Annotated in this window: 26 protein-coding genes; 16 read left to right on the plus strand and 10 right to left on the minus strand. The window is 39.1% G+C overall.

Going from position 1 to position 26,040, the window contains the following annotated elements; all coding sequences use genetic code 11:
- Positions 1–26: 26 nt before the first annotated feature.
- Both ACT170_RS01750 and ACT170_RS01755 read left to right on the plus strand, forming a co-directional pair.
- The gene (locus ACT170_RS01750) at positions 27–149 is read left to right on the plus strand and encodes a hypothetical protein (RefSeq protein ID WP_002886098.1); all 123 of its coding nucleotides are present in this window, start codon (positions 27–29) and stop codon (positions 147–149) included.
- A 58-nt stretch (positions 150–207) separates the two neighbouring features.
- Positions 208–1,116, plus strand: coding sequence for a hypothetical protein (locus ACT170_RS01755; protein WP_002886230.1), 909 nt, complete (start codon positions 208–210; stop codon positions 1,114–1,116).
- A 228-nt stretch (positions 1,117–1,344) separates the two neighbouring features.
- Here ACT170_RS01755 and lysS read toward each other — a convergent pair whose 3' ends face one another.
- Complete coding sequence (gene lysS / locus ACT170_RS01760; RefSeq protein WP_037597643.1) at positions 1,345–2,835, minus strand: lysine--tRNA ligase; 1,491 nt, start codon at positions 2,833–2,835, stop codon at positions 1,345–1,347.
- A 227-nt stretch (positions 2,836–3,062) separates the two neighbouring features.
- Between lysS and ACT170_RS01765 the strand changes: the two genes are divergently transcribed.
- From ACT170_RS01765 to ACT170_RS01775, 3 genes are all read left to right on the plus strand, one after another.
- On the plus strand, positions 3,063–4,370 hold the full coding sequence (locus ACT170_RS01765; RefSeq protein WP_444817957.1) for a LysM peptidoglycan-binding domain-containing protein: 1,308 nt from the start codon (positions 3,063–3,065) through the stop codon (positions 4,368–4,370).
- A gap of 13 nt (positions 4,371–4,383) precedes the next feature.
- Positions 4,384–4,863: a hypothetical protein gene (locus ACT170_RS01770; RefSeq protein ID WP_002885961.1), complete on the plus strand. Its 480-nt coding sequence runs from the start codon at positions 4,384–4,386 to the stop codon at positions 4,861–4,863.
- A gap of 320 nt (positions 4,864–5,183) precedes the next feature.
- A complete protein-coding gene (locus ACT170_RS01775) occupies positions 5,184–6,086 on the plus strand; it encodes an HAD family hydrolase (RefSeq protein ID WP_002890593.1) in 903 nt (300 codons plus the stop codon).
- Positions 6,087–6,235: 149 nt separating this feature from the next.
- Here ACT170_RS01775 and ACT170_RS01780 read toward each other — a convergent pair whose 3' ends face one another.
- The 4 genes from ACT170_RS01780 to ACT170_RS01795 all read right to left on the minus strand — a co-directional run bounded on the left by ACT170_RS01780 (position 6,236) and on the right by ACT170_RS01795 (position 8,945).
- Positions 6,236–6,874 (minus strand): histidine phosphatase family protein, encoded by a 639-nt coding sequence (locus ACT170_RS01780; protein ID WP_444817958.1) that lies wholly within the window; start codon positions 6,872–6,874, stop codon positions 6,236–6,238.
- 2 nt (positions 6,875–6,876) lie between these two features.
- Complete coding sequence (locus ACT170_RS01785; protein WP_444817959.1) at positions 6,877–7,350, minus strand: aminoacyl-tRNA deacylase; 474 nt, start codon at positions 7,348–7,350, stop codon at positions 6,877–6,879.
- A gap of 112 nt (positions 7,351–7,462) precedes the next feature.
- A complete protein-coding gene (locus tag ACT170_RS01790) occupies positions 7,463–8,365 on the minus strand; it encodes a glycoside hydrolase family 25 protein (protein ID WP_175064761.1) in 903 nt (300 codons plus the stop codon).
- 190 nt (positions 8,366–8,555) lie between these two features.
- On the minus strand, positions 8,556–8,945 hold the full coding sequence (locus ACT170_RS01795; protein ID WP_444817960.1) for a sodium transporter: 390 nt from the start codon (positions 8,943–8,945) through the stop codon (positions 8,556–8,558).
- A gap of 151 nt (positions 8,946–9,096) precedes the next feature.
- On the opposite strand from ACT170_RS01795, the gene ACT170_RS01800 reads away from it, so the two are divergent.
- The gene (locus tag ACT170_RS01800; RefSeq protein ID WP_022495768.1) at positions 9,097–9,939 is read left to right on the plus strand and encodes a Cof-type HAD-IIB family hydrolase; all 843 of its coding nucleotides are present in this window, start codon (positions 9,097–9,099) and stop codon (positions 9,937–9,939) included.
- 37 nt (positions 9,940–9,976) lie between these two features.
- Here ACT170_RS01800 and ACT170_RS01805 read toward each other — a convergent pair whose 3' ends face one another.
- Positions 9,977–10,603, minus strand: a complete 627-nt coding sequence (locus ACT170_RS01805; RefSeq protein ID WP_410531282.1) for a Pr6Pr family membrane protein — start codon at positions 10,601–10,603, stop codon at positions 9,977–9,979.
- Between the two features lie 110 nt (positions 10,604–10,713).
- On the opposite strand from ACT170_RS01805, the gene ACT170_RS01810 reads away from it, so the two are divergent.
- From ACT170_RS01810 to htpX, 10 genes are all read left to right on the plus strand, one after another.
- Positions 10,714–11,871, plus strand: coding sequence for an Mbeg1-like protein (locus tag ACT170_RS01810; protein WP_444817961.1), 1,158 nt, complete (start codon positions 10,714–10,716; stop codon positions 11,869–11,871).
- Between the two features lie 31 nt (positions 11,872–11,902).
- On the plus strand, positions 11,903–12,670 hold the full coding sequence (locus ACT170_RS01815) for an SDR family NAD(P)-dependent oxidoreductase (protein WP_444817962.1): 768 nt from the start codon (positions 11,903–11,905) through the stop codon (positions 12,668–12,670).
- 9 nt (positions 12,671–12,679) lie between these two features.
- Positions 12,680–12,814, plus strand: a complete 135-nt coding sequence (locus tag ACT170_RS01820; protein ID WP_444817963.1) for a hypothetical protein — start codon at positions 12,680–12,682, stop codon at positions 12,812–12,814.
- 111 nt (positions 12,815–12,925) lie between these two features.
- On the plus strand, positions 12,926–13,261 hold the full coding sequence (locus tag ACT170_RS01825; protein ID WP_444817964.1) for a nucleotide pyrophosphohydrolase: 336 nt from the start codon (positions 12,926–12,928) through the stop codon (positions 13,259–13,261).
- Complete coding sequence (locus tag ACT170_RS01830; RefSeq protein ID WP_080610404.1) at positions 13,261–15,006, plus strand: DUF2075 domain-containing protein; 1,746 nt, start codon at positions 13,261–13,263, stop codon at positions 15,004–15,006. The genes ACT170_RS01825 and ACT170_RS01830 overlap by 1 nt, the downstream gene beginning before the upstream one ends.
- 82 nt (positions 15,007–15,088) lie before the next feature.
- Entirely contained in the window at positions 15,089–16,024 is a 936-nt protein-coding gene (locus tag ACT170_RS01835; RefSeq protein WP_444817965.1) for an Rpn family recombination-promoting nuclease/putative transposase, read from the plus strand.
- A gap of 532 nt (positions 16,025–16,556) precedes the next feature.
- A complete protein-coding gene (locus ACT170_RS01840) occupies positions 16,557–19,976 on the plus strand; it encodes a YSIRK-type signal peptide-containing protein (RefSeq protein ID WP_444818050.1) in 3,420 nt (1,139 codons plus the stop codon).
- A gap of 143 nt (positions 19,977–20,119) precedes the next feature.
- Positions 20,120–21,124, plus strand: a complete 1,005-nt coding sequence (locus tag ACT170_RS01845) for a DNA/RNA non-specific endonuclease (RefSeq protein ID WP_080610406.1) — start codon at positions 20,120–20,122, stop codon at positions 21,122–21,124.
- Between the two features lie 148 nt (positions 21,125–21,272).
- Entirely contained in the window at positions 21,273–21,833 is a 561-nt protein-coding gene (locus ACT170_RS01850) for a LemA family protein (protein WP_002884070.1), read from the plus strand.
- Between the two features lies 1 nt (position 21,834).
- Positions 21,835–22,734, plus strand: coding sequence for a zinc metalloprotease HtpX (htpX, locus tag ACT170_RS01855; protein WP_002884129.1), 900 nt, complete (start codon positions 21,835–21,837; stop codon positions 22,732–22,734).
- Positions 22,735–22,784: 50 nt separating this feature from the next.
- On the opposite strand, the gene ACT170_RS01860 is transcribed toward htpX, so the two are convergent.
- From ACT170_RS01860 to ACT170_RS01875, 4 genes are all read right to left on the minus strand, one after another.
- Positions 22,785–23,432 (minus strand): metal-dependent transcriptional regulator, encoded by a 648-nt coding sequence (locus tag ACT170_RS01860; protein ID WP_037600899.1) that lies wholly within the window; start codon positions 23,430–23,432, stop codon positions 22,785–22,787.
- Between the two features lie 79 nt (positions 23,433–23,511).
- A complete protein-coding gene (locus ACT170_RS01865) occupies positions 23,512–24,438 on the minus strand; it encodes a metal ABC transporter substrate-binding protein (protein ID WP_070476393.1) in 927 nt (308 codons plus the stop codon).
- Between the two features lie 20 nt (positions 24,439–24,458).
- Positions 24,459–25,298: a metal ABC transporter permease gene (locus ACT170_RS01870; RefSeq protein WP_080610407.1), complete on the minus strand. Its 840-nt coding sequence runs from the start codon at positions 25,296–25,298 to the stop codon at positions 24,459–24,461.
- Positions 25,288–26,016 (minus strand): metal ABC transporter ATP-binding protein, encoded by a 729-nt coding sequence (locus ACT170_RS01875; RefSeq protein WP_444817966.1) that lies wholly within the window; start codon positions 26,014–26,016, stop codon positions 25,288–25,290. Before ACT170_RS01875 ends, ACT170_RS01870 begins: the two co-directional genes overlap by 11 nt.
- Between the last annotated feature and the right edge of the window lie 24 nt (positions 26,017–26,040).

Genomic DNA, 26,040 nt, shown 5'->3' on the forward strand with positions numbered 1-26,040 from the left:
GGAGTGTCTAGAAGGAGGAAATGATAATGTCAACTATCAATTGGACAGATATTTTTCTAGCCCTCATTGGACTAGCGTCAGATGTTGTTACTTCACATAAAGAAATATCTTTAGCAAAACTTGCAAGTGAAGAAATTTCTAAAAAGTAATGGCAAAGTTAAAGCATATAGGGGTGAACTCTATATGCTTTTTTAAGGAGTAAAGTATATGGCAATTACCCCCTTTGAAAACAGTGATTATGAGATACTGATTTCAGATTTAATTTTTGATATTTATTATTCAGAATTAAGTATTAGCAGTAGGCTTGTGTTATTACGTAAAATGACTGAGTTGATTACACGAAGATTTTTAAATTTGGGAATGGGAGAAAAAATGGAATTGGGTGATATCACTTCACCTGAGAAAAATCCTAAATATAAAACGACTGAAAGACTTAATAATGTTGATAAATTATTGCGAAAAGACTTTGAGAGTACAGTAAATAAATTGAGAGAGATAGGTAATAAGTATTCTCACACCCAAAATCATAAAATTTCTAATCTAGAAGAGTGGATTGAGGCTGAAAATTTGATTTGGGATTTATTTTCTTACTTATTTGTACAATATTTTTTGAAGTATAATTTGAGTTTGAAATCTGATAAAAATGTATTATCAATGTTTTCTCAACTTCCTACAGATATAAGATTTAGAACTTTACAAAAATTGTTCGAGATAAAAGGATATGACAATATTCAACTAATAGACAAATATTTATTAGCGATGGTTAAAAGTAAAGGATGGGAAGAGGCTTACTTTTGGTTAATCAGTCACAGGAAAGAAATTCAATCAATGAGTTATCCTTCAGAAAACGAGATTATTGAATATATTGATGATTTTGATGAGGACGAGTTGTCATTACCTTTAAGAAAATTTCAAAATGTATTTGGATTGCTTAGTTCAGTATTACGAAATCCCAAGGTGAAATCTGTATCAGGAGGAATTTATGACACATTTGAAGAAGCAGTAAAGTATTTTTATGAAGAAAATCTCGAGACATATTTATCGGCTACTCGAGAGCAAATTGAATTTAGAGAATTGTTATATTTTTGTTTTATAGGAAGAACACCAACAAACTAATATAAGAAAGAAGCATTTATATTGTTTTTCCGAAACAGACGACTTTTTCGGAAATATAAAATGACAGCAGATTTTCTACTGTCATTTTTGCTTTCTGGAAACTAAAAAAACTTCCCTTGGAAAAGACCAAGAGAAGCAGTGAGTTACTATACGATTCTAGAACCCCATAAATAAGACTTGTAAATTTTTTGGTAAGTTAGTTCGTTTCTTATTCAGAAAACACGTCAATTATTTCATCGTTGGGAACAACAAGACATCACGGATGGTTGTTGTGTCAGTGAGGAGCATGCAGAGACGGTCGATACCGATTCCGAGTCCACCTGTTGGCGGCATACCGTATTCAAGGGCTTCAACGTAGTCGTAGTCGATACCTGTTGCTTCGTCATCACCGAGTTCTTTAGCAGCAGCTTGTGCTTCGAAACGTGACAATTGATCGATTGGGTCGTTCAATTCGGTGAAGGCATTTCCGTACTCTTTAGTCATGATGAAGAGTTCGAAACGGTCAGTGAAGCGTGGGTCTTCTGGGTTTTTCTTAGCCAATGGAGACACAGCAACTGGGTGACCGTAAACGAATGTTGGTTGAATCAATGTTTCTTCAACGAATTCTTCGAAGAAGGCGTTGATGATGTGACCAACTTCAGTGTAGTGTTTTTCAACTGGAACATTCTTTTCAGCAGCGATTGCTTTGGCTTCATCCAAAGTCATGTCTTGCCAGAAGTCAACGCCAGTGATTTCCTTGATAGCGTCAACCATGTGGATGCGTTTGAATGGTTCGTTGATCTTGATTTCAGTTCCTTGATAGTTGATAGGTCCGTCACCTTTAACAGCTTTAGCAGCGTGTTGGATGATGCCTTCAGTCAAGTTCATGATATCGTGGAAGTCAGCGTAAGCTTGGTAAACTTCGATAGATGTGAACTCAGGGTTGTGAGTGGCATCCATACCTTCGTTACGGAAGATACGTCCGATTTCGTAAACGCGTTCCATACCACCAACGATGAGGCGTTTGAGGTGGAGCTCAGTCGCAATACGAAGCACCATGTCGATGTTTTGTGCATTGTGGTGAGTGATGAAAGGTTTAGCAGCAGCACCACCAGCTTCATTGTGAAGGACAGGTGTTTCTACTTCAAGGAAACCTTGAGCATCGAGGTAGCGACGGATTTCAGAAATGATTTTTGAACGTGTGACAAAGCGGTCAAAGCTTTCACGGTTAGAAATCAAATCGAGGTAACGTTTACGGTAGATTGTTTCAACGTCTGAAAGTCCGTGGAATTTCTCAGGCAATGGACGAAGGGCTTTAGACAAGTGTGTGATATGAGTAGCTTTAATAGAAAGTTCTCCCATATCTGTACGCATAACTTCACCTTCGATACCGAGGAAGTCACCAAGGTCAGCTTTCTTGAAGATTTCGTAGTTTTCTTCACCGACAGCATCTTTACGCACGTAGATTTGGATTTGACCATCGCGGTCTTGGATGTGGGCGAAGCCAACTTTACCTTTACCACGTTTAGTCATCAAACGACCTGCGATAGTAGCAGTTTCGTTGATTTCGTGCAATTCTTCTTTTGTTTTGTCAGCGTATTTTTCTTTTAATTGACCAGATGTAGCTGTGCGTTCGAATCGCTTACCAAAAGGATCGATTCCTTGTTCAGCCAAGGCCGCCATTTTTTCACGACGGACAATCTGTTGATCGTTCAATTCTTCCATGTGTTGATTTGACATGTTAGTCCTCCATAAAATAGTCGTAATTATTGTATCATAAATCATCTTCTAAAGATAGGACAAATGATTAAATGTCAGATAAATAAAGCTAGGATTTGTCTATTTTTAGGACAAATCGTTAACTAGCATTAATCTTTGATTAGAAAGTTATAGAATTTATTGACAAATATAATAAAGAGGGTGTACAATAGCAAAGTAAGTTTCGTATGATATAAGGAGGAAATACGATGAAAAAGAAAAATTATGTTAGTAAAGCCGTGATGCTTGGCGCTTTACTAGCACCTATTGGGATGCCTACGGTATCTGTGTTAGCAGATAGCTTTTATCAAAATCAAACGAGTGCTCACGCTGCTGATATTACAAACTGGATTGCCAGCACACCTGAACAAATTACAAATAATTTGACAACTCAGAATATCAATCCACAGCAGTTGGATGGTCAACAATACGTGATTCAATGGGGAGATACCTTGTGGGGAATCTCTCAAGCGACTGGGATTTCTATTGAAAAATTAGCCTACGATAACAATATTCAGAATATTGATCTTATCTTTGCAGGTGATATCCTCATCTTGAAACGTGATGGTGATGTCCCAGCAGGTTACCATGTGACTGGTAATGGTTACCGTTGTGCACATTCTAAGATTGTTATCAACAACTACTACGGTGATAACAACCGAGTGATTATCAATAACAGCACTTTTGTCTCTGATGACCATTCTAAGAATACAGTGATTTACGCTCCAGATAATTCTGACAATAGCGTTTCATTCTCAAATAACACGACAAACAATAATAACGATAAAGACAAAGATACTAAAGATTCTAAAGATGGCAAGGACTCTTCTTCATCATCTGAATCTAAAGGTGCTTCATCAAGTTCAACAAGTGGATCATCATCATCTTCTGCATCAAGCTCAACAGCAAGCAGTAGTGAAAGCAAAGCAAGTACAGAAAGTTCTAAGGAAAAAGAATTGACTGATGATGCTTTCCAAGACAAGGTTCAAGAAGAATTCTCAAATATTTATCGACAAAATCGTTCAGGTAATCCTGCATGGAGTTTCTTCTTACATGCAGATGATAAGACTGGTGTAAATGCTACTGCGAAGAAGGACACTGAAAGCAAAGCTCTTTACCTTCAAGGTGAAACACCTAAGGCTCAAGACATTGTAGATGGACCTAAAGATGGTGCCAAAACTGAAGCTAATGCCAAGGCTCTCGCTCAAAAGATTTATGACACCCTTAACAGAGATAGTAAGATGTCAGATCTTATCAAGTCAAAATATGCCCAAATTCAGGTAAGTTATAAGGGTGATAAGTGGGCTTTCAACGTTGATGTTTACAAAGAAAAAGAAAGTTCATCATCAAGCACTGAAAAATCATCAGAATCTAAGGCGTCATCAAGTGATGATTCTCAAACAGAAACACGCATGAGTTCAAGCTCATCAAGCGTTGAACGCTCTTCATCAAGTTCTTCAAGCCACACTGAAACAGACTCAGAGGCAACTTTCTCTGACCTAACTGGTGACGAATAGAGAGGGGCAAGACATGTCAAAGAGAAATATCATTATTAGTGTTGTTCTTGCTTGTCTCTTGGTTACAGGAGCTGGATTTGGTGCTTTCTATTACTGGGGAACACACCATTTGGATAGTGTTGTACCTGGTAAGGTTTACCAATATTCAAGTACTCTAAACGGTGAGGTCAATAATCGTGTCATGTATGTAGCCTTCCAAGAAGGTGGTAACAAGGCACTTGTGAGTCAAGATCGTACGACAGTGGTTAATGCTGCTAAGAGTCAGACTGACTTTGACAAGGCCTATAATGACCAAACAGCTAAGTGGGAATACAGTGTGACAAAGACAACATTGACTCTTGGTAAAAAAGAGGATGATCAACTGTCACAATGGCAGTACAACAAGGTCTTTGCTTATGGTGACCACTTCACATCAAAAGATTTCTATTACCAGATTGCCAAGGGTGGTCAGGGTGAAGTCAAACAAAAAATGACCTTCAAAGAAATTAAATAAGTGTCTGAATATGACAAGATTCATTAGGTTTGGGACAAAATGTTCCAAACCCTTTTCTATCTTCAAAACACGAATAATCTTTTCTTAAGTGGGGTCGAAAATTGAAATAAGAGGGTAAAAACGGTATAATAAGACTGTTTGGGCAATTGCATTCTGATAAAAAATAGACGAGTAAGATTGCCCCAAGACAGTTGACTTAAAGCTTACTTTTACAAGACTGAAGATTAAATTAGGAGCTGACTAATATTGCAGTTTAGTTATTAGACCTCTTAATTTACCTAAGTCTCTGACAAGAGAATGATATAAGAAAGAACGGACAGATGATTACCTCTATTGTTTTTGACGTTGACGATACTATTTACGACCAACAGGCACCTTATCGTATTGCCATGGAAAAATGTTTCCCTGACTTTGATATGAGTCACATGAATCAAGCCTACATTCGTTTCCGCCACTATTCTGATGTTGGTTTTCCACGTGTAATGGCAGGTGAGTGGACAACCGAGTATTTCCGTTTTTGGCGCTGTAAAGAGACCCTTTTGGAGTTTGGCTATCGTGAAATTGATGAAGAAACGGGTAACCATTTCCAAGAGGTTTACGAGCATGAATTGGAGAATATCACCATGCTTGATGAAATGCGCATGACCCTTGATTTCCTTAAAGAAAAAAATGTTCCTATGGGGATTATTACCAATGGACCAACAGAGCATCAACTTAAAAAGGTTAAGAAGTTGGGACTTTATGATTACGTTGATCCTAAGCGTGTCATCGTCAGTCAGGCGACAGGTTTCCAAAAGCCTGAGAAGGAAATCTTCAACCTCGCAGCTGAGCAATTTGACATGAATCCATCGACGACGCTCTATGTTGGAGATTCTTATGACAATGATGTCATGGGGGCCTTCAATGGTGGTTGGCATTCTATGTGGTTTAACCACCGTGGACGTAGCCTTAAACCAGGTACTAAGCCAGTCTTTGACTTGGAAATTGATAGTTTTGAGCAACTCTTTGGAGCGGTGAAAGTTCTTTTCGACCTTCCAAATAACAAATATATCTTTGATATCAATGATAATGAAAATCCAGTCCTTCAACTAGGTATCAATAATGGTCTTATGATGGCGGCTGAACGTCTTCTTGAGAGCAATATGAGTATTGATAAAGTGGTTATCCTTCTTCGTTTGAATGCGAACCAGGAAAAAATCCTTCGTATGAAATATGGAAGATAAGTAGAGCGGCCTCGTGTGGCCGTTTTATTTATAGAGAGGGAAGAAATAATGGCGGTGAAGTTCTTAAAGTAATAGCTTTAAGGGGCTTTTTGAGTGCAAAAAAGCGACCCTTGTTCAGGATCGCTTGTCTTATGAAGTCAGTCGATGATTTAGCTAATCTTGTTTTGTTCATCCATATAAGATGTATCATTCCAACATTTGAGAGTGAAGTGCTCGAAATCATTGGTTTCAAGGATAGTGACAGAAGCATTGTCAAGACCTCCTGCCTTACGAAGAAGACCCGGTTCAAAACCAAGGAGGGTACGGATAGAAGCTGTTAGGTTAGCTCCGTGACCGACGATGAGGACATTTTTAGCATTACTATCTTTAAGTGTTTTGACAAATTCGGCCACACGTTTGGTTGTCTGGTAAACAGATTCAGCTTGGAAGTCATTTGCACGGAAGTTGGCTAGGTTATGACGGAAGGCATCCATTTCTTTTGGATAGATAGCCTGAACGAGTGCAATTTTTTGCCCTTCCAGTTTACCAAGCTGCCATTCACGCAAAGCTTTAGTATAGGTAACTTTAGCTTTAGGTTTTTGAGACTCCATGATGAGCTCTGTAGTTTTTTTAGCACGTGGTAGGTCACTTGAGAAGACCAAGTCAAAATGAGTGTCACTGAGGTAGTGACCTAGCTCACGTACTTGTTCAATAGATTCTTTAAGCAAAGGAGAGTCTCCCTTGGCGCCTTGAAGTCGGCCTTCCAAGTTCCACTCAGTTTTACCGTGACGTACAAAATACAGTTTCATGATTACTCCTTAATATCAGCAAATTCAGCATTAACAAAATCAGCAAGTTCTTGACTATTGATACGGATAGAGCGCCCAATTTCCCCTGCTGAGACAATAAGGAAGCCAGCTTCTTGAGCAGACTTATCAATGTAGATAGGGAAATTGTGTTTTTGGCGAATTCCCACTGGGTTGTTGGCCCCGTGAACATAGCCAGTTGTTTTTTGGAGATCCTTTTGTGGAATCATTTGAACCTTCTTGTTCCCTGAAATTTTAGCTAATTTCTTTTCAGACAGGTGCTCGGTGATAGGGACGATGCCGATGACTGGTCCTGTCTTATCCCCCTTAAGGGCAAGGGTTTTATAAATGCTCTCACGCGCCACATCTTCTGGAAGCTCCCCTTCTAAACCATTGAAGGATAAGCTATCATGGTCAATCTTAGCTTTATCAAGAATTTGGTCAACCAGGGTCTTCTTGACTTTGCTTTTCTTAGCCATTGTCATATCTCCTTTTAAAGTTATACATTTCTACCATCCATTATAACACATTCGTCCAAACACGCCTAAACCAATTTGATAAGAAGAAAACCAGTGCCTTAGACACTGGTTTTTACTGACTACTAGATGAACTTGTCGAAGTAGTCTTCTTATTTTTAGTTGGTTTTTGCTTAATCTTACCAAAGAGTTTTTCAAAGGTTTTACGTTTGTTTTTCTCAGGATTGATTTGGTTAAGATCTAGGATGTTGTCGAAACCTGGAAGGCTTCCTTGAGATGTATATTGGTGAAGGTCATAGTCGATTTCAGTATTTGGCAAAGCCTCATAATAACCAGAATCGGTACCATAGGCTGGAATCCAAACAGCATCGAAGTTTTTAGTTGAAACTTCTTGCTCAAGCATGAAATAAGCACCAATATAGAGACCAACTTTTTCAGCTCCAAGTCGTTTGAGCTCAGCGAGAAAGGCTTGGACACCTTGCTCCATGTTAGACATGGTTTCCTCTTCGACGTCAATCCAGTAATAAGTCGGTTTGTATGGAGAAGCATTTTTGTAGAAAATACGAGCTTCTTCCTTCATCTCCTTGACAGAAGTACCTTGAGCGTAGGAATAGACGGCAACTGGAACGTCACGTTTTTTGAGTTCTTTAATATGTGTTTTAAAAGATTTGTCGACCCCATTCGAACTAGCGGCATTGCTATCCTTACTAATCAGTGATCCACCAAAGACGCGGACGATAGCACCAGAAATATGATTTGACAAGACATCGTAATCGATATCCTGAGGTAGTTGCCACCCTGAAAGGTCGATAATGGGATTGAGTATCAGCTCCTCGTCGGAACTGCTAGATGTACTACTGGTTGTTGTTTTTGGTGTAGTAGCATAAGGAATAGCAGATTTCACGTTTTGAAGATGCGCCTGTTGTTTGGACGTATTGTGAATATTTGCAATAACTAATGCTAATCCTAAAAGAGCTAGAACCACGTAAACAACGATCGGTTTTATTCTTTTTCTCATTACTCCCATTCTACCTTAAATAGCGCAAAAATGCAAAATAGAATGTTTATAAATTCTGTGAGAGATATTAAAGTGACTGATTTCCAAAAAGCCTTTGTAGTGCTGACTTAGGCACATTTTATGAATAAAGGTGTTTTGAGCTATCCTTGAATTAAGTGAATTTTTCATTTATTAAAGCAAGAAATTTAGCTTAAAAGTCAGTTTCTTCCTTGAAACTAGCGCCACTAGTGGTATCAGACCAGGCGACAAGAGCTTGAGCAGAGTTATCCAGATAGGTCTTGAGAGGTTGCTTCAAATCATAAATAGTCTCCCAAAATCCTAGGACCTTTCCTTCGTTGTCGATAGCAGCTTGGTAGGTCTGGATGAGGACTTGATCAAAACTGTCTGTTGGAATCTGATAACTTCTTTCTTTGGTAGGAGATGCTAGAACTTCAGACATGATCCAATCGGGCAGATTTTCAGGCTCACGGGGGAAGAAACTACCGTCAGCGCCACCGTTGTCGTAGAGAAAGTTTCCTTGGGCATCATAGGCTGCTAATTTATAGGACAGGTGATTCAGTAGTGTTTTTAAATCATTCATATCTTCATCATAGCTTCTTTCAGGAGAAATGGCAATGCTTTGGATTGGAGACAATATTATCGTAGGATAGTATCAGTTTGTCTGAGGAAAGTATTATCTCTTGGAGCAGTATCAGGGTATAATAAAGTAAAAGAAGACTCGAGGTGAGAACATGTCAAAACTTATTTTTCTAGATGTTGATGGGACATTGGTGGATTATCATAACCGCATTCCAGAGTCAGCAGTAAAGGCAATTCGTCAGGCGCGTGAAAAGGGGCACCTGGTCTATGTTTGTACCGGACGTAGCAAGGCAGAAATGCAACCGGAATTATGGGAAATTGGCTTAGATGGGATGATTGGTGGCAATGGTTCTTATGTGGAGCATCATGGCCAGGTCCTCATGCATCAGCTGATTTCCAAGGAAGATGCAGCAAAGATTGTGGATTGGCTGACAGAGCGCCATCTGGCCTTTTATCTGGAGAGCAATAATGGTCTCTTTGCTAGTCCTGATTTTCGGGAAAGGGCGCGTGAGACACTTAAGACTTACGCTATTCAAAAGGGGCAATCTGCAGAGTCTGTTGAGGGTAAGGAACCAGAAGATTTCATTCATGGCCTCCAGTATGGTGGGGAACTCTACCGTGACGACCTAAACAAGGTCAGTTTCGTTTTGGAGTCCTATCAGGATCACTTGGATTCCAAAGAAGCTTTTCCACAGCTTGAAGCCCATACTTGGGGAGGACGAGGTGAAACAGCCTTATTTGGTGACTTGGGTGTTAAGGATATTAACAAGGCCCATGCCATTGATGTCCTTTTGGAACATTTAGGGGCTAAGCGTTCGGACACCATTGCTTTCGGAGATGCCAAGATTGATATCCCTATGTTGGAATACTGTGAGATTGGTGTTGCCATGGGAAATGGTGGTCCAGAAATCTTGGCTATGGCAGACCTAGTCACAGACGATGTTGAAGCTGATGGCTTGTACAAAGCTTTTGATAAATTGGGCTTGTTGAAATAGAAAAAACTGAGTTCCATTTGGTAGCTCAGTTTGTGTTTTATGCTGGTTTACGACCGATAAATTTTTTCAAGAGATATAAGAGATAGCCAACAGCGATATACCCAGCACTGATGACTAGGACATTTACCAAGACCTTGTTCCAACCAAATTTATTGACATTGATAAAGAAGTAGGCGAAGGGGCTATCTTTGGCACCTGGAATTGGGAGTTTTAGCACCAAGCCATTTAGAAGGGCAAAGGCAAAGTAAGACAGAGGGACCACGGACCAGTAAATTGGCTCACGTAGACGGTAGGCTTTCTTAGCATCGAAAATGAGGGTATCAAGCACCAATCCCCAAGGGACAATATAGTGGACCAAGAAGTTACGGAGGGTCCAGAATTTCTCAGGTTCTGTAATAGGTGCCAAGAGGATGTGATAGATGACTCCAGTGATGAGGATGGCCATAGTTACACCACCCTTGTAACGCAAGAGTTGGGTGTTAGTCGTCGCATCCCCTTTTTTAAAGTCATAGATGATAAAGAAAATCAAACTAGAGAAGACAAGGATATTGGACAAAACAGTGTAATAGAGCAACATACCCCAACCATCGTCATGGATTTGGATAGAGACACCCACTAGTCCACAAAGAGCTAGTAAAATACGGTAAAATCGTGAAATAGTCATAAGCTTCCTTTTCCTAATAAATAATCTCTCTTATCATATCACATTTTTCACTAACAATTTTTTGAAAATTCTAGTAAAATCAAAGTAAGAAAGACTTCAAGGAGATTACTATGTCCAATCTAATCGATTATCTTGAAAAGGTAAAGGAACTTACCTTTGATCAAGAGCCTCTAAATATCTTGGATAAGGTTTGCATCAATGAGATTGGCTACCTGACTTATGAAAAATGGCTCTCAGCAAGTGATTTGAAGGAAACCATCAATTTACATGACTATGCTGAAGGGAAGGACTTAAATCTAGACTACAGCTTCATGGTGACTAAGGAACGGGTAGATTTGGCTGAAGCCATGGTCAGGTCTAGGCGTTTCGCTGGACTTAATCTAAGTGACTACTGTAGTGTCTTGGACAAGGAAGTCGAAAAACAGTTTGCGGCTATGATTTTCAGTCTGCCTGAATTGGACTACCAGCAGATTGTCTTTCGTGGTACCGATGATAGCGTCATTGGTTGGAAGGAGGATTTTCAGTTGACCTACAGTCGGGAAATTCCTGCGCATCGCTCAGCCATGGCCTTTCTGGAGAAGCACTTGCCAAACCTCAGTGGCCATATCGCTGTTTCCGGACACTCCAAGGGTGGCAATCTTGCCCTCTATTCGGCTGTTCAGAGTTCGACTGTCTTGCGTGAGCAAATAGCAGAGCTCTTGCTTCTTGATTCTCCGGGCTTGATGAAGCCCCTCTTAGAGAAGCCTTCTTACCAAGAGTTGAAAGCTAAGATGACGGTTATCAGACCTCAAGAATCTGTTGTAGGAGTCATGCTTTACTGGGATAAGGTCGCAAAGCTCGTAGCAGCAGATGGCATAGGCATTGCTCAACACAATGTCTTACTTTGGCAGATTGACTTGGAAACAAATGATTTTGTTTATGTGGACCAGCCGACAGACCTGAGTCAACGCTTAAAAGAGACCTTCCAAGAATGGATTGAGACCTTGCCAAATCAAGAACTCAAGCAGGTTTGTGATTTGTTCTTTGATACCATTCTTGATTCTGGAATTGAAAGTCTGGATGATATTGGGATAAAAACTTTCCCTAAGCTAGGCCAACTGTTGCAAGAATTTGGCAATCTTTCGGACCAACAAAAGAAAGTTCTGCAGGACGGTTTCAACCAGTTGCTCTGGATATTTTGGAAGTCAGGGAACAGAAAAACAAGCCTGCCCAAGCTAGAACTTCCTGATTTCATCAAGAAGTTGAGTGAATTAACCAACAACGATTAGGGGCATCGGAATCATAGAAGTGGAGAATTTTATGTCTAAAAACGTACTTATTACAGGAGCAACATCAGGAATTGGGGAAGCAACGGCGCGTGCATTTGCTAAAGAGGGAGAAAATCTCATCCTAACCGGTCGCCGTGTAGAGCGTTTAGAAGCTCTAAAAGAAGAGCTCCAAGCAACCTATCCAAATCAAAAAGTTTGGACCTTTGCCCTGGATGTCACTGATATGGCCATGGTCAAGGATGTTTGCCAAGCCATTCTCAAAAGCGTGGGGCAAGTCCATGTCTTGGTCAATAATGCAGGTTTAGCACTCGGTCTAACAGCCTACCAAGACTATGAGGAGTGGGACATGCTGACCATGCTCGATACCAATGTCAAGGGCTTGATGATGGTGACACGTCAGATTTTGCCAAATATGGTTGCTGCCAATGAGGGTCATATCATCAATATGGGCTCTACGGCGGGCATCTATGCCTACGCAGGTGCTGCCGTTTACTCAGCAACCAAGGCTGCAGTGAAAACTTTCAGTGATGGCCTTCGTATCGATACCATTGCCACAGATATCAAGGTGACAACCATTCAGCCTGGTATCGTTGAGACCGACTTTTCTCAAGTTCGCTTTCACGGTGACAAGGACAAGGCAGCCAAAGTCTATCAAGGTTTGGAAGCCTTGCAAGCTCAAGATATTGCGGACGCAGTTCTCTACGTCACCAAGCAACCACGACGCGTCCAAATTTCAGACATGACCATCATGGCTAACCAGCAAGCCACAGGGTTTACGATTTATAGGGGAGAAGACTAGGAGAAGCTTATGAAGAATCACACTAATCCAGCCATCGGCAGTAGCTGGGAAGACTTGCAATCAAAACTGTTTAGCAAGGAAGAAATTGAAGCTAGTTACCAAAGAGTGGAAAAACTCATTCAGGAAAAGGGTTGTAAATACTAGATAAAAACACGGCACTAAGCTGTGTTTTTTTGTTCGAATTTTACCAAAACTATGAAAGAACCCGTGAAAATGCTATAATGTAAGGGATTACGACAGTTTCGAGGTAACAAGATGAAGGAATTAATGAATAAAATCAATCAATTTAGAGATGATAGAGATTGGCGTAAATTTCATAATGAAAAGGATTTAGCTATCTCCATATCACTAGAAGCAAGTGAACTTCTTGAGTTGTTCCAATGGAAAAACTCAGAGGAAGTTGTAGAGAGCTCACTTAATGAAATTAAGGAAGAACTTGCTGATGTATTGATTTACTCTTTGATGATGGCAGATAATTTAAATTTGGATGTTGAGGATATTATAAAAGAAAAAATTGAAATAAATACAAAAAAATATCCTATAGAATTAAGTAAGGGTAACAATAAAAAATATACTGAATTGGAGAAATAATGGTTAAAGTAAAAAGTCCAATTGTAAGAGAAATAGAGTATGCAAGCGACTCTCTCGTAAATCTTAAAAATCAACTTAAATATAGTGAGCACAAAAATGAAAGAAAATTACTATTTGATTATCCGGTAGTTTACATTGTTAATGATGAAAACAAGAATCAATTTAGTGTATATGTTGGAGAAACAACTGATATAATTCGGAGAACTAGCCAACACTTAATTGATGATATAAAAAAAGACGATAGAGATGATTGGAGAGATTTTGCGACATCTTCTACAACGAAGATGTTTGTAATTGGTCACAATCATTTTAATAAGTCGTTAACTCTAGATATAGAAAATCGTTTGATGCTTTATTTATCAAGTGTTGAAAATGTCAAAAGAGTACATAATAGAAAAGAAAATCCTCAAAATGAGTATTATACATCTGATGAGTTAGATTCAATTTTTCTTAAAATTTGGTATTCGTTAAGAAAGAGAAATAAGTATTTATTTCCTGCTGAGAGTATTGTTCGAAATTCAGCAATTTTCAAAGCATCTCCGTTTCATAAATTGACAGAAGAACAAATTGAAGCTAAAAATAGTATTATTAATAAAATAAGTGCCTCAATTAGTAAAAATGAAGAGGGGACACTTATTCTAGTTAAAGGAGAAGCAGGTGCAGGGAAGACGGTTTTAATGAGTTCTTTGGTAGATGATTTATTGAATTCTGATGATATTTCATTTATTAAAGATAATAATTACATTAATCTTATTGTAAACCATAACAACCAATTAAGTGTATATAAAGAAATTGAAAGAAAATTAAATTGGAATAGTGGTTCAAGCTTGGAAGTAGCGATGAAGCCTACTCAATTTTTAAACGCTTTGAGAAAAGAGAAAATCAAGGCTGGAGTAGTCATAGTTGACGAAGGGCATCTGCTTCTTACTGCGAAAAATCAAGCATATCTCGGCGGAAATCATTTAAAAGATTTATTAGCGCAGTCAAAAGTAGTTGTTTTGGTTTATGATGATAAACAAATTATGAATAAATCTCAAATGTGGACTGATAATACATTTTTAGAATTAGAACATGAGGCAAACCTAGAAGGAAATTTAATTCAATTACGTAATCAAATGAGAATAAAGGCTAATCCTGAAACTGTTAATTGGATTCGTAATATTATTGATGAAGGTGAAATTAAGGAATTAAAAAAAGACAATCAATATGATATTAAGTGTTTTGATTCTCCGTTGGAATTGCAAAATGCTATTAAATTAAAGGATAGTGATCAAAAATTAGGTATTTCTAGATTAGTGGCTACATATGATTGGCCATTTGTTGAAGAGAAAAAGAAACAGGCGACTCCGAAATGGTTTGTAGAGATTGATGATTGGAAAGCTCCTTGGAATCAACAATTAAAGGCAGATAAGAAATATGCAAAATTGTCTTGGATAGAACAACCTCAAACAATTAATGAAATAGGTTCTACGTTTACAGTTCAAGGATTTGACTTGAACTATGTTGGTGTTATTATCGGACCATCCGTGAAATATAGAAACGGCAAAATCGTATTTGATATTACTAAGAGTAAAAATAAAGGCGCTGTTCAAAACAGAAAACTTGAAACAGGTGAAATGATAAACTATGGAGAAACATTATTAAAAAATGAGTTAAATGTTTTGTTGACACGTGGCGTAAATGGCCTATACGTCTATGCAGTTGATGAAGAACTTCAAAAAGCATTAAAAAATGCGATAAAATAAGATAACTTACATATTCCAAAACTTTTCCCGAATAGATAGAAGTAGAGGGACCAACCCTCTATTTTTTCTTAAGGAGAGGTAAATGGAAAAAAGACACAAGCATGTCTCACCGACCTTGGATATCATGGCTAAGAAGATTTTCAGCCTGCCTGAAGTGACGGTGACATTTATTCGAGATATTTTGGATTTGGATGTTGTAGATGCCCAGATTTTGGAGGGGACACAGCTTCATAAAAAGGACTTTGATGAGGATGAGCTTTTCTCAACGTCAGTGGATGTTCGAGCTAAGTTGAATGATGAAACTGAGGTTATTATTGAGATTCAGGTGCGTAAGCAGCATTATTTTCTCAATCGTTTTCATTATTATTTGGCTAACCAGCTGGTGGAAAATGTGCAACAATTACGCCAACAAGGACAGACGCATAAGATGTACGAGCAGATGGAACCAGTCTATGGCATAGCTATCTTGGAAAAGACCTTGTTGCCAGATGAGGAGTCCCCGATTAATACTTATTGGATGGCCAATAGTCGGACGGGCAAGCCTTTGTATTCTTACTATAAGGACGGGAAACGTCAGAACCTTCTTCAGATTGCCTTTTTAGAGTTGGATAAGTATAATAAAGATAAGCATATCAAGGATGAAGGGCGGCAGTGGCTAGAGTTTTTTGGAAATCTCCCATTTTCTAAGGAACCTAGTCAAGCGGTCACGCATGCCGATTCATTACTGGATTCATCCAGCTGGACACAGGAGGAAAAGGCGATGATTGATGAACGCATACGTATTCAAGAAAATTATGACATGACTATGGAAACAGCTATTGATGAAGCACGTGAAGAAGGCTTGGAACAAGGGTTAGAGCAAGGACTAGAGCGTGGACTTAAACAAGGGTTAGAACGAGGTCGTTATGAGGGACAACTAGAACTGATTCGTAAGATGCTGTCAAAAGGTCTGTCGTTAGAAGTAGTATCGGATGTGACTGGTTTATCGGTTGAAGAATTAGAGACATTGTTATCGTAAGAATCAGTTAGGAATAAACATTTATTTGAAAAGTCAGAGGCAGTTTTTGTCTCTTTTTTTATTTTTGGGTATTTAACATTTGTAATACTTAAACATTCGGAAAATAATACTTTGAATCGTAAAATTAAAAAAGACTGTCAAACGTTTGACATAAATCTGAGAAAACAGATTTAATACAATTTGATTGTTTTAGCCGATAAATCTTGCTAAATAAGCCTTTATGGAAGTTTAGAGTTTTCTCTTTCTTACACGTGAAAGAAATTACCTTTTTGTGCGACATTTTTAGACTATAATTTAGAAATGAATAACTGAACTTTCTAATATGACATTTTTGTTAAGGCCTTGTTAAAATGGATTACTTAGCCTTTTATTTTGTGTTCTCATGACTTATAATTTGTTTTGGTTTGTTTTGGATTAAAGAAACAACAGCATCATTAAGTACATCAAATATTTAAGAGTCTCTGTTTTTAGTTCGAGAATAGCTTAAAACTAAAATGGAGAGATTGTGAAAAAAAGTATCGGGAGAATTAACTTGTTTAGAGAAAGTAAAACAAAACCAAAGTACAGCATCCGAAAATATTCCATTGGGGCAGCATCGGCTTTGATTGGCTTCATGGCCCTTGCCAATGGGCAAGCAGTTCAGGCTGACGAGGCACAATCGATTAGTGACTTGACTGATGCTTCAAATCAAGCGCAGGCCCCTCAAGCGGTTTCAACAGCTCAGTTGGCGACTTCAGAGCTAGCATCAGAGAGTGTGCAAGCTTCTCAGCCTGCCAATATTATGCCGTCTCAACCTCAGGTAAGGACTGTTCAAGCAGCTGAGCAGACTCCGACCATCGATCAAGTGATTGAGACAGGCACCTCTCAATATCAAGGAACGTCAGCAAATGTCTTAACCAATGCGACTGAGGGTCAAGGACAAGGCAAGGAGTATAACACAGATGCCTACGGTGCCAAAATGCCTTACACGACTCATGAAGCAGAAAATGCGACTATCGAAAATGGAGCTACAATCCAACAGTCAACTGACATGGAATCTACGGCCGTGGAAGCGACGAACCAAACTTATGTCGAGCTTCCTAAAAAAGATGCAGCAGTTACTTTCAATGTCACCGAGCCAGCCAATGCTTTGAATGTGCGTTATACAATACCTGATGGTGCATCAGGTCAGTTGGATGTGCAGGTTAATGGTTCAAGCGTTGGTAATCTTGATTTGTCATCTCACTCAGCATGGCAGTACCTTAAAGGTGACCACGAATATGATCAAGTCGTTGATGGATCAAGTGCACGCTTCCGTTTTGATGAGACACGTCTTCTCCTCAAGGACATCCAATTGAAATCTGGTGATAAGATTTCTTTGGTTAAGAAGAAAGATGACAATGTCCCTTATGGTATTGATTTTATTGAGCTAGAACAGGCTCCAGCGCCAGTTGCCCAAGGTGAAAATAGCATCAGTATTGTGGATAAGGGTGCATCTGCCAATGATGATAGTGATGACACAGCTGCCCTACTTGCGGCTGTTGAGGAAGCTAAAGCTAGCGGAAAATCTGTCTATATTCCAGAGGGACGTTTCAATTTCGACAAACAAGTTAATATCGAAGCTGATAATCTAAAAATTTCAGGTGCTGGTGTTTGGCATACACAACTGCACTTTACAAGTGATAAACGCTATGGTGGTGGAATTGTCTTCGGTCATAATAGTAATGGTATTGAGTTGAGCAATCTTTATATGGATTCCAACTTGACCTCTCGTTATAACGAGGATGCACAGTACAAGGCTATTTCGGGAACACTTGGCAAGGATTCGAAAATTCATGACATCTGGGTTCAGCATTTTGAAGTTGGTATGTGGATTGGAGACTACGACCAGACGGGAAATATGAAGTATACGGACGGTCTTGTTATTGAAAACGCTCGTATCCGTAATAACTTGGCTGATGGTATTAACTTTGCTCAAGGAACCAAGAATTCAACGGTAAAAAACTCTAACATCCGTGGGAATGGTGATGATGGTTTGGCTATCTGGTCAAGTATTTCAGATGGGACAAATGCCGCAGCCGAGGAAAATAATAAATTCCTCAACAACACCATTGAATCAGGCTGGCGTGCGGCTGGTATCGGTATTTTTGGTGGTAAGGGTCATGAAATCTCAGGAAACCTCATCAAGGACGTCTTTGCTGGAGCAGGTATTCGTGTGAACACAGTCTTTGCAGGTCACAATTTTGACCTCAATGATTCTGGAATTAAGATTCATGACAATACCATTCTACGTTCAGGGACAACTAATGACCTCTATAACCTCCATCGTGGTGCCATTGATTTCCAACAAGTTCGTGGAACAATCAAGAATGTCAATGTCTACGATAATAAACTATTGAATACCTTGGCTGATCCAGTGATTACCAAAAACTTTGAGATGGGTGACAATGGTAATGGAGAAATCCGTTTATCTAATAATACGATTGACAATAAGGCGACGATTGTTGGGGCTGTCTCAACAGTTTCTCCAACAAAACCTGAACCAAAGCCTGTCAATAATCCAGTCTCTGAGACTTCAATTTCTGAAGCACCGAAGAGTGAAGCAAGTTCAAGCACTCCAGTTTCTGAAGTATCTAACAGTGAAGTGATCTCAGAGACTTCAGTTTCAGAAACACCAAATAGTGAGGCAAGTTCAAGCACTCCAGTTTCTGAATTATCAACAAGTGAAGTGGTTTCTGAAACTTCAACATCAGAAACACCAAAGAGTGAGGCAAGCTCAACTGCCCCAGTTTCTGAAGCATCTAACAGTGAAGTGATCTCAGAGACTTCAGTTTCCGAGTCACCAAAGAGTAAGGAAAGTTCAAGCACTCCAGTTTCAGAAACATCAACTAGTGAAGTAGTTTCTGAGACTTCAGTTTCAGAAACACCAAAGAGTGAGGCAAGTTCAAGCACTCCAGTTTCTGAAGCATCTAACAGTGAAGTGGCTTCTGAAACTTCAGCATCAGAAACACCAAAGAGTGAAGAAAACTCAAGTACTCCAATTTCTGAATCATCAACAAGTGAAGTGGCTTCTGAAACTTCAGCATCAGAAACACCAAAGAGTGAAGTAGGTTCAAGCACTCCAGTTTCCGAAGCATCCAACAGTGAGGTGATTTCCGAGACTTCAGTTTCAGAAACACCAAAGAGTGAGGTAGGTTCAAGCACTCCAGTTTCCGAAGCATCAACTAGTGAAGTAGTTTCTGAGACTTCAACATCAGAAACACCAAAGAGTGAGGCAAGCTCAACTGCTCCAGCCTCTGAGTCACCAAAGAATGAGGAAACTTCGGTAGCTTCATCTACTAGTCAGGTTGACGTAGCAATTACTTCTGACAGCCCAGAGAAATCTCCAACTTCAGAAAGTACACAAAAGGATCCGATTAGCGAGGTTTCTTCAGAAGTTATTGAAAAAGGTTCAACAAGTCAGGTCGATGTCAAACTTTCTGAAGCTCCAACAACAGCACGTACATCTGAAGTTGTCAGCATCTCGCCAAATAGTCAAGTCGCTTATAACAATGACCTAAAAATCTCTGTAACAAGCAGTCAGCTCGCCTCAGAAGCTATTCGCTTTAATTCTCTTTTGAATGAGAAGTCTGTGGATGTGATTGCAAGTAAAGTCATGGCGGTTATGGCCTATGAAACATTAGCTTCAGAAGTGGCATCACTTACAAGCTCTGAAGGTGTTGCCAAAGAGATTAGCAGTGATTTGTCAGAATTGGCGGAAAGCAAGAAGGATGACACACCTAAGAATGTCGCTCGTATTGATAAAGCAACTGAGGCAAAACAGGTGGCCAAGAGTTCTGAAAGCCAAGCTAGCACTTCAAAAGAAAAAGGTAAGTCTAATACGACAACGGTCTTCCTACTTGTCGGAGTTGCTGCAGCACTAAGTATATCTACAGTTTATCTTACAAAACAAGGTAAAAAAGCAGGTAAGTAATAGATAAGAAGCATCCATTAAATTGGGTGTTTTTGTTTTTAAGCAAGATCTAAGATACCTAATGTCATTATTCTTTATTTTTAATCATCCACTTTGATTTGGTTCTGTATAATTAAAGTGATAAGAAAAATTAAGGAGTTAAGATGATGAAAGAAAAAAGAAATAGTAGGATTTGTTTATTTGCTCTCCTTGTTTTAGTATTTACTTTAGGATTCGGATTTTCATTAGATACTAGCAAACAATCTTTGGCTGTGAGCTCTCAAGTGGTTCAAGCGGATGAGAACAATGGTATCTTGGCTTTTAATGGTCAAAAGCAGTTTGTCATGGAGGAGAAGGACCAGCTAGGACGTGCCCGCAGTGCTCATATACAGTTACAAGATAAGGACGAGCCGAAGAATAAGCGTCCCGGTAAAATAAAATATGATCCTGTAGGATGGCATAACTATAAGTTTTATTATGGTGACGGTAAATCAAAATCTTGGCTAATGAATCGAGGGCATTTGATTGGCTATCAGTTTTCTGGTGTCAATGACGAGGGCAAGAATTTAGTACCTATGACTGCCTGGTTGAATTCTGGAAATTATAAAGGAACCGACGAAGGTAATCAGTCAGGTATGCTTTATTATGAGAATCGCTTGGATAACTGGCTAGCACTCCACCCTAACTATTGGTTAGACTATAAGGTAACAGCTATCTACAGTGGAGACGAGTTGTTGCCTCGTCAAGTAGAACTTCAGTATGTTGGTATTGATGGTTCTGGAAATCTCTTGGAAATTAAACTTGGTGGAGATAAGGAGACTCTTGACAGTCAGGGAGTTACGCATGTTATCTTGGATAACCAATCACCAAATGCAGAAATCAATTATGCAGATGGGACAGCGACAAATACGGTTACTGAATTTACTGAAGCACCATCTGAGCCTAGTTCTGAGAGTTCACAGGTGACTGAACAACCAAGTTCTGAACCAGAGCCTGTGCAACCTGCACAAGAAGAAAGTCGAACAGTTTATGTGGCGCGTCATGGTACAGCAGATGTTTATTGGTATGACATCAACAGTATGCCTAGCAATACCAACAAAGCAAATGTCGTTACAATGACAGAAGCAGATGCCCTAGCCCAAGGTAAACGACACACGTCTAAAGAGTAATACAAAAGCTGGACATCTTGTCCAGTTTTTTTGTAAAACGACTCAGATTTTACCACTTTTATCTGAAAATTTGATATACTGAGACTATCAAAGATACTTGAAAGAGAGGTTAATTGACTCTTTTTCAGTACAAGAAAGGAATAAAAATATGATTTGGATTATTATTGCCATTATCGTTGTTCTTGTAATTTTTGTTATTGCAAGTTATAACGGCTTGGTTAAAAGCCGTATGCAGACTAAGGAGGCATGGAGTCAAATTGATGTTCAATTGAAACGTCGTAATGACCTTCTTCCTAACTTGATTGAGACTGTAAAGGGATATGCAAAATACGAAGGTTCAACGCTTGAAAAAGTAGCAGAACTTCGTAATCAAGTAGCAGCTGCGACTTCACCAGCAGAAGCGATGCGTGCTAGTGATGAATTGACACGCCAGGTTTCTGGAATCTTTGCGGTTGCTGAAAGTTACCCTGACCTTAAGGCTAGTGCCAACTTCAGCCAGCTTCAAGAAGAGTTGACGAACACTGAAAACAAAATTGCCTATTCACGCCAACTTTATAACAGTGTAACAAGTAACTACAATGTGAAATTGGAAACATTCCCAAGCAATGTTATTGCTAAGATGTTTAGCTTTAAGGCTGCTGAATTCCTTGAAACACCTGAAGAAGAAAAAGCTGTTCCTAAGGTTGATTTCAGTGGACTAGGTAACTAATATGTTATTTGATCAGATTGCTCGAAATAAGAGAAAGACTTGGCTTTTGCTCCTGGTCTTTTTCCTCTTGTTGGGCCTTGTTGGTTATGGTGTCGGCTATCTTTGGTTAGGTTCAGGCTTCGGTGGTTTGATTCTTGCTCTAGTTATCGGTTTTATCTATGCCGTTACCATGATTTTCCAATCAACCAATGTCGTTATGGCTATGAATGGTGCACGAGAGGTTGATGAACAAACCGCTCCAAACCTTTATCATGTGGTTGAAGATATGGCTATGGTGGCACAAATACCGATGCCACGTGTCTTTATTGTCGATGATCCTTCAATGAATGCTTTTGCGACGGGGTCTAGCCCTAAAAATGCTGCTGTGGCTGCTACGACAGGTCTTCTTGCAGTTATGAATCGTGAGGAACTTGAAGGGGTCATAGGGCACGAAGTCAGCCATATTCGTAACTATGACATCCGTATCTCGACTATTGCAGTTGCCTTGGCATCTGCCATCACCATGCTAGCTGGTATGGCTCGCAATATGATGTTCTGGGGTGGAGGCCGTCGTCGTAATGATGATGACCGTAATGGAAGTAGTGGCTTGGAGATTATTCTTCTCATTATTTCCTTGATTGCCATTATTCTTGCGCCTTTGGCAGCTACCCTGGTTCAGTTGGCTATTTCACGTCAGCGTGAATTTCTAGCTGATGCTTCTAGCGTCGAATTGACACGTAACCCACAAGGTATGATTAATGCTCTGCTTAAACTTGATCATAGTGAACCGATGCAACATCACGTGGATGATGCTAGCGCAGCTCTCTATATCAATGATCCTAAAAAGGAATCTGGTTTGCAGAAGCTCTTTTATACGCACCCACCAATTTCAGAACGGGTGGAACGCTTGAAACAAATGTAAAAAAAGTGAGACTGATGACACTTCTAAGGGTGTTTATCAGCCTCGCTTTTTTAGTTTGATTCAATATAAAGGTTGCTAGCAACAGTTTCTGGAATTTGAATTTCTTTTCCATCAATATTCAGGCGGTAGAGTTGTGTAAAAGGGTCAAAGCCTTTCAAGGTAAAAGTTACTCCAATTTTAAGACCGACAGTTTCCAAATAATGGAGTAAATCAATTTGATCCTGAACTCGACGAAGTACATAGTCTCCAGGAGTTAGGTCTTGTGTAAAAGTCTGGTTGTAGATTTCCTCTATGAGCTGACCTGACTTGGGGATTTGCCCACCGTGTGGACAGGTTTGGGGGTAATTGAGTAGGCGGTCAAGGGCATTGATAAAGTGATCAGAGACAGTATGCTCTAAAATTTCAGCCTCTTGATGAATTAGGTCACAAGTATATTGCAAGTGGTCCACCAAAAAGACTTCGATGAGGCGATGTTTCCGATAGAGTTCAGCAACATTGATTTTACCAGTTTTCGTTAGAAGATAGCCTTTGACTTTGTCTTTGATGATGAGGTCTTCTGAAATCAATTTCTTAATCATTTCCGTCACAGCAGGTGGAGACACCTGCATACGGTTTGCGATTTCCTTATTGCTTATTTTACCTTCTTCAGTACCAATCTCATAGATACATTTGAGGTAGTCTTCTTTGTTAGGTGTCATTTCTCTTCCTTTGAAAATAGTCTCACCTTAGTATAACAGATTTATCATAAGAATACAGAATATTTCTTAGATGAGATTTTTACTGATTCAAGCCTTGGGTGATTTTATCCAGATTATATTTCATCATGTTGTAGTAGCTATCACCGTCTTGCCCTTTTTCAGCAATAGAATCTGTAAAGATCTTTGCATAAATAGGAATATTGGTATCCTTAGATACTGTTTTCATAGGGCGTTCATCGACACTGGATTCGACAAAGAGAGCTGGTACCTTTGTTTGACGTAGTTTTTCCACGAGTGTTTTGATTTGGTCTGGTGTGCCTTCTTCTTCTGTATTGATTTCCCAGATGTAGGCAGATGGTACGCCATAGGCTTTAGAGAAGTATTTGAAGCATCCTTCACTAGTGACAATCAGTTTTTTCTCATCGGGAATCTTGTTAAATGTCTCTTTAGCTTCTTGGTCCAGTTTACTAAGTTTGTCAGTATAGGATTTTAGATTCTTTTCGTAGAAGGTCTTGTTTTTAGGGTCCTTAGCAATCAGTTGCTTGGCAATATTTTGAGCATAAATAATCCCATTTTCCAGATTAAGCCAAGCGTGGGGATCTTCCTTACCTTTTTCTGATTGACCTTCAAGGTAAATTACCTCAACACCATCACTAACTGCAAAATAATCTTTATTTTCTGTCTTATGAGCATTCTTGACTAACTTAGTAAACCAAGCATTTCCACCAGTTTCTAAATTGATGCCGTTGTAAAAAATCAAGTCAGCTTGCGATGTCTTCTTTACATCATCAGGAAGAGGTTCGTATTCGTGAGGATCCTTACCAACGGGTACAATACTGTGGAGAGTGATTTTATCTCCAGCAATATTTTTGGTGATATCGGCAATAATGGAATTGGTCGTAACGACTCGTAATTTATCCTTGCTACTGCCTTGTTTATTGGTACAAGCTGTTAGAGTAACTACCGCTAAAAGTAGTAGTACTATTGTTGATAGTATTTTTTTCATATTATTTTCATCCTATTATTTTATTGTTTATAAGTTTTTTTCATGCCACTTTGTTTAGGGGCGATGAAAAAGCTGATGAGAAAGAGTAGAGCAGACGTTAATACAATGCACGAACCAGCTGCAATATTAAAACTATAGCCTATAAAAAGACCTAGAACAGATGCCAAAGCCCCCAATCCTGATGAGAGAAGAATCATTGTTTTTAGGCTATGAGCATAAAGGTAGGCAGTCGCAGCCGGTGTAATTAAAAGTGCCACAATAAGAATAGTACCGACACTTTGCATGGCAGTTACAGCAACCAAGGTTAGAATAACCATCAGTAAGTAATGGTAGAAGGAGACTTTAACTCCCATTGACTTGGCCAAAATTGGATCAAAGGATGTTAGGAGTAGAGGGCGAAAGAAGATTGTAATAGTTGCTAGTACGAGAAGTGAAACGATAATCGTTATCCACATGTCCATGTCTTGTACAGCTAGAATATTCCCGAAGAGAATATGAAAGAGATCTGTGGAACTATTAGCAACACCGATGAGAATAATACCGAGAGCTAGAAAGCTCGAAAAGGTAATCCCAATTGCCGTGTCACTCTTAATAATGGAATTACTTTTGATATAGGTAATCATTGTAGAAGCTAAAAGTCCAAAGATGATGGCTCCTATGAAAAAGTTAATACCCAAGATAAAGGAAATGGCTACCCCAGGTAGAACCGCATGTGAAATTGCATCACCCATAAGTGACATCCCTCTTAGAATAATAAAACAACCAACAGCACCCCCGACAATTCCAATAACTAAAGCCGTTATAAGAGCATTTTGTAAGAAGTGGAAATTTAGCAAACCATCAATAAATTCAGAAATCATTTACATCTCCTTTATAAAATAAACTGTTACCGTAGGTTTTACGGAGATTATCCTCATTAAAAATAATTTTAGTAGGCCCACTAGCAATCAGTTTACGATTGAGGAGGATAACTTGGTCAAAATAATGAGGAACTTTGCTCAAATCATGGTGGACAATAAGAATAAGCTTACCTTTGTCCCTAAGTTCTCTCAAGGTGTTCATGATAATATCTTCGCTAACAGAGTCAATCCCTACAAAGGGTTCATCTAATAAAATAATATCAGCCTCTTGTACAAGACAACGAGCGATTAGAACACGTTGAAATTGACCTCCTGATAATTGGCTTATTTGTCGATGAGCCAAATCATTTAGACCGAGTAGTGTTAAAGCATCTGTGACCTTAGACCAATCACTCTTAGATAGACGTTTAAAGAACTTGGTTTTGGGATAGAGTCCTAGAGAGATGCACTCTCTGACAGTAATCGGAAAGTTAAAATCAATATCAGCCTTCTGTGCAACATAGGAAATACGATTCAATTGCTGATGAATAGGTTGTTTATTGAAAAGGATTTTTCCAGAGTGAGGAATAATACCAATTAATGTTTTAATTAGAGTTGATTTACCAGCACCATTTGGTCCAATAATTCCAGTAATACTAGGTCCCTCCAAGTTTAAGGTGATATTATCCAGAGCTAATGTCTGTTGGTAAGACACATTAATATTTTCAATTTGAATCATTAGCTACCTCCTTGGGTTTAATAT

Origin of the sequence: Streptococcus sp. cx1 (assembly GCF_052384325.1) — a bacterium.
GTDB classification, from domain to species: domain Bacteria; phylum Bacillota; class Bacilli; order Lactobacillales; family Streptococcaceae; genus Streptococcus; species Streptococcus salivarius_G.

Bases quoted from the DNA above. Each gene is read 5' to 3' on its own strand.
- ACT170_RS01825 (WP_444817964.1), top strand. From the start codon at position 12,926: ATGAAGGAATTAATGAATAAAATCAATCAATTTAGAGATGATAGAGAT.
- ACT170_RS01800 (WP_022495768.1), top strand. From the start codon at position 9,097: ATGTCAAAACTTATTTTTCTAGATGTTGATGGGACATTGGTGGATTAT.
- ACT170_RS01790 (WP_175064761.1), bottom strand. From the start codon at position 8,365: ATGAGAAAAAGAATAAAACCGATCGTTGTTTACGTGGTTCTAGCTCTT.
- ACT170_RS01835 (WP_444817965.1), top strand. From the start codon at position 15,089: ATGGAAAAAAGACACAAGCATGTCTCACCGACCTTGGATATCATGGCT.
- ACT170_RS01770 (WP_002885961.1), top strand. From the start codon at position 4,384: ATGTCAAAGAGAAATATCATTATTAGTGTTGTTCTTGCTTGTCTCTTG.
- ACT170_RS01860 (WP_037600899.1), bottom strand. From the start codon at position 23,432: ATGACACCTAACAAAGAAGACTACCTCAAATGTATCTATGAGATTGGT.
- ACT170_RS01870 (WP_080610407.1), bottom strand. From the start codon at position 25,298: ATGATTTCTGAATTTATTGATGGTTTGCTAAATTTCCACTTCTTACAA.
- ACT170_RS01755 (WP_002886230.1), top strand. From the start codon at position 208: ATGGCAATTACCCCCTTTGAAAACAGTGATTATGAGATACTGATTTCA.
- ACT170_RS01845 (WP_080610406.1), top strand. From the start codon at position 20,120: ATGATGAAAGAAAAAAGAAATAGTAGGATTTGTTTATTTGCTCTCCTT.
- ACT170_RS01875 (WP_444817966.1), bottom strand. From the start codon at position 26,016: ATGATTCAAATTGAAAATATTAATGTGTCTTACCAACAGACATTAGCT.
- ACT170_RS01865 (WP_070476393.1), bottom strand. From the start codon at position 24,438: ATGAAAAAAATACTATCAACAATAGTACTACTACTTTTAGCGGTAGTT.
- ACT170_RS01850 (WP_002884070.1), top strand. From the start codon at position 21,273: ATGATTTGGATTATTATTGCCATTATCGTTGTTCTTGTAATTTTTGTT.
- ACT170_RS01780 (WP_444817958.1), bottom strand. From the start codon at position 6,874: ATGAAACTGTATTTTGTACGTCACGGTAAAACTGAGTGGAACTTGGAA.
- ACT170_RS01815 (WP_444817962.1), top strand. From the start codon at position 11,903: ATGTCTAAAAACGTACTTATTACAGGAGCAACATCAGGAATTGGGGAA.
- ACT170_RS01795 (WP_444817960.1), bottom strand. From the start codon at position 8,945: ATGAATGATTTAAAAACACTACTGAATCACCTGTCCTATAAATTAGCA.
- ACT170_RS01765 (WP_444817957.1), top strand. From the start codon at position 3,063: ATGAAAAAGAAAAATTATGTTAGTAAAGCCGTGATGCTTGGCGCTTTA.
- ACT170_RS01750 (WP_002886098.1), top strand. From the start codon at position 27: ATGTCAACTATCAATTGGACAGATATTTTTCTAGCCCTCATTGGACTA.
- ACT170_RS01775 (WP_002890593.1), top strand. From the start codon at position 5,184: ATGATTACCTCTATTGTTTTTGACGTTGACGATACTATTTACGACCAA.
- ACT170_RS01805 (WP_410531282.1), bottom strand. From the start codon at position 10,603: ATGACTATTTCACGATTTTACCGTATTTTACTAGCTCTTTGTGGACTA.
- ACT170_RS01785 (WP_444817959.1), bottom strand. From the start codon at position 7,350: ATGGCTAAGAAAAGCAAAGTCAAGAAGACCCTGGTTGACCAAATTCTT.
- lysS (WP_037597643.1), bottom strand. From the start codon at position 2,835: ATGTCAAATCAACACATGGAAGAATTGAACGATCAACAGATTGTCCGT.
- htpX (WP_002884129.1), top strand. From the start codon at position 21,835: ATGTTATTTGATCAGATTGCTCGAAATAAGAGAAAGACTTGGCTTTTG.
- ACT170_RS01820 (WP_444817963.1), top strand. From the start codon at position 12,680: ATGAAGAATCACACTAATCCAGCCATCGGCAGTAGCTGGGAAGACTTG.
- ACT170_RS01810 (WP_444817961.1), top strand. From the start codon at position 10,714: ATGTCCAATCTAATCGATTATCTTGAAAAGGTAAAGGAACTTACCTTT.
- ACT170_RS01830 (WP_080610404.1), top strand. From the start codon at position 13,261: ATGGTTAAAGTAAAAAGTCCAATTGTAAGAGAAATAGAGTATGCAAGC.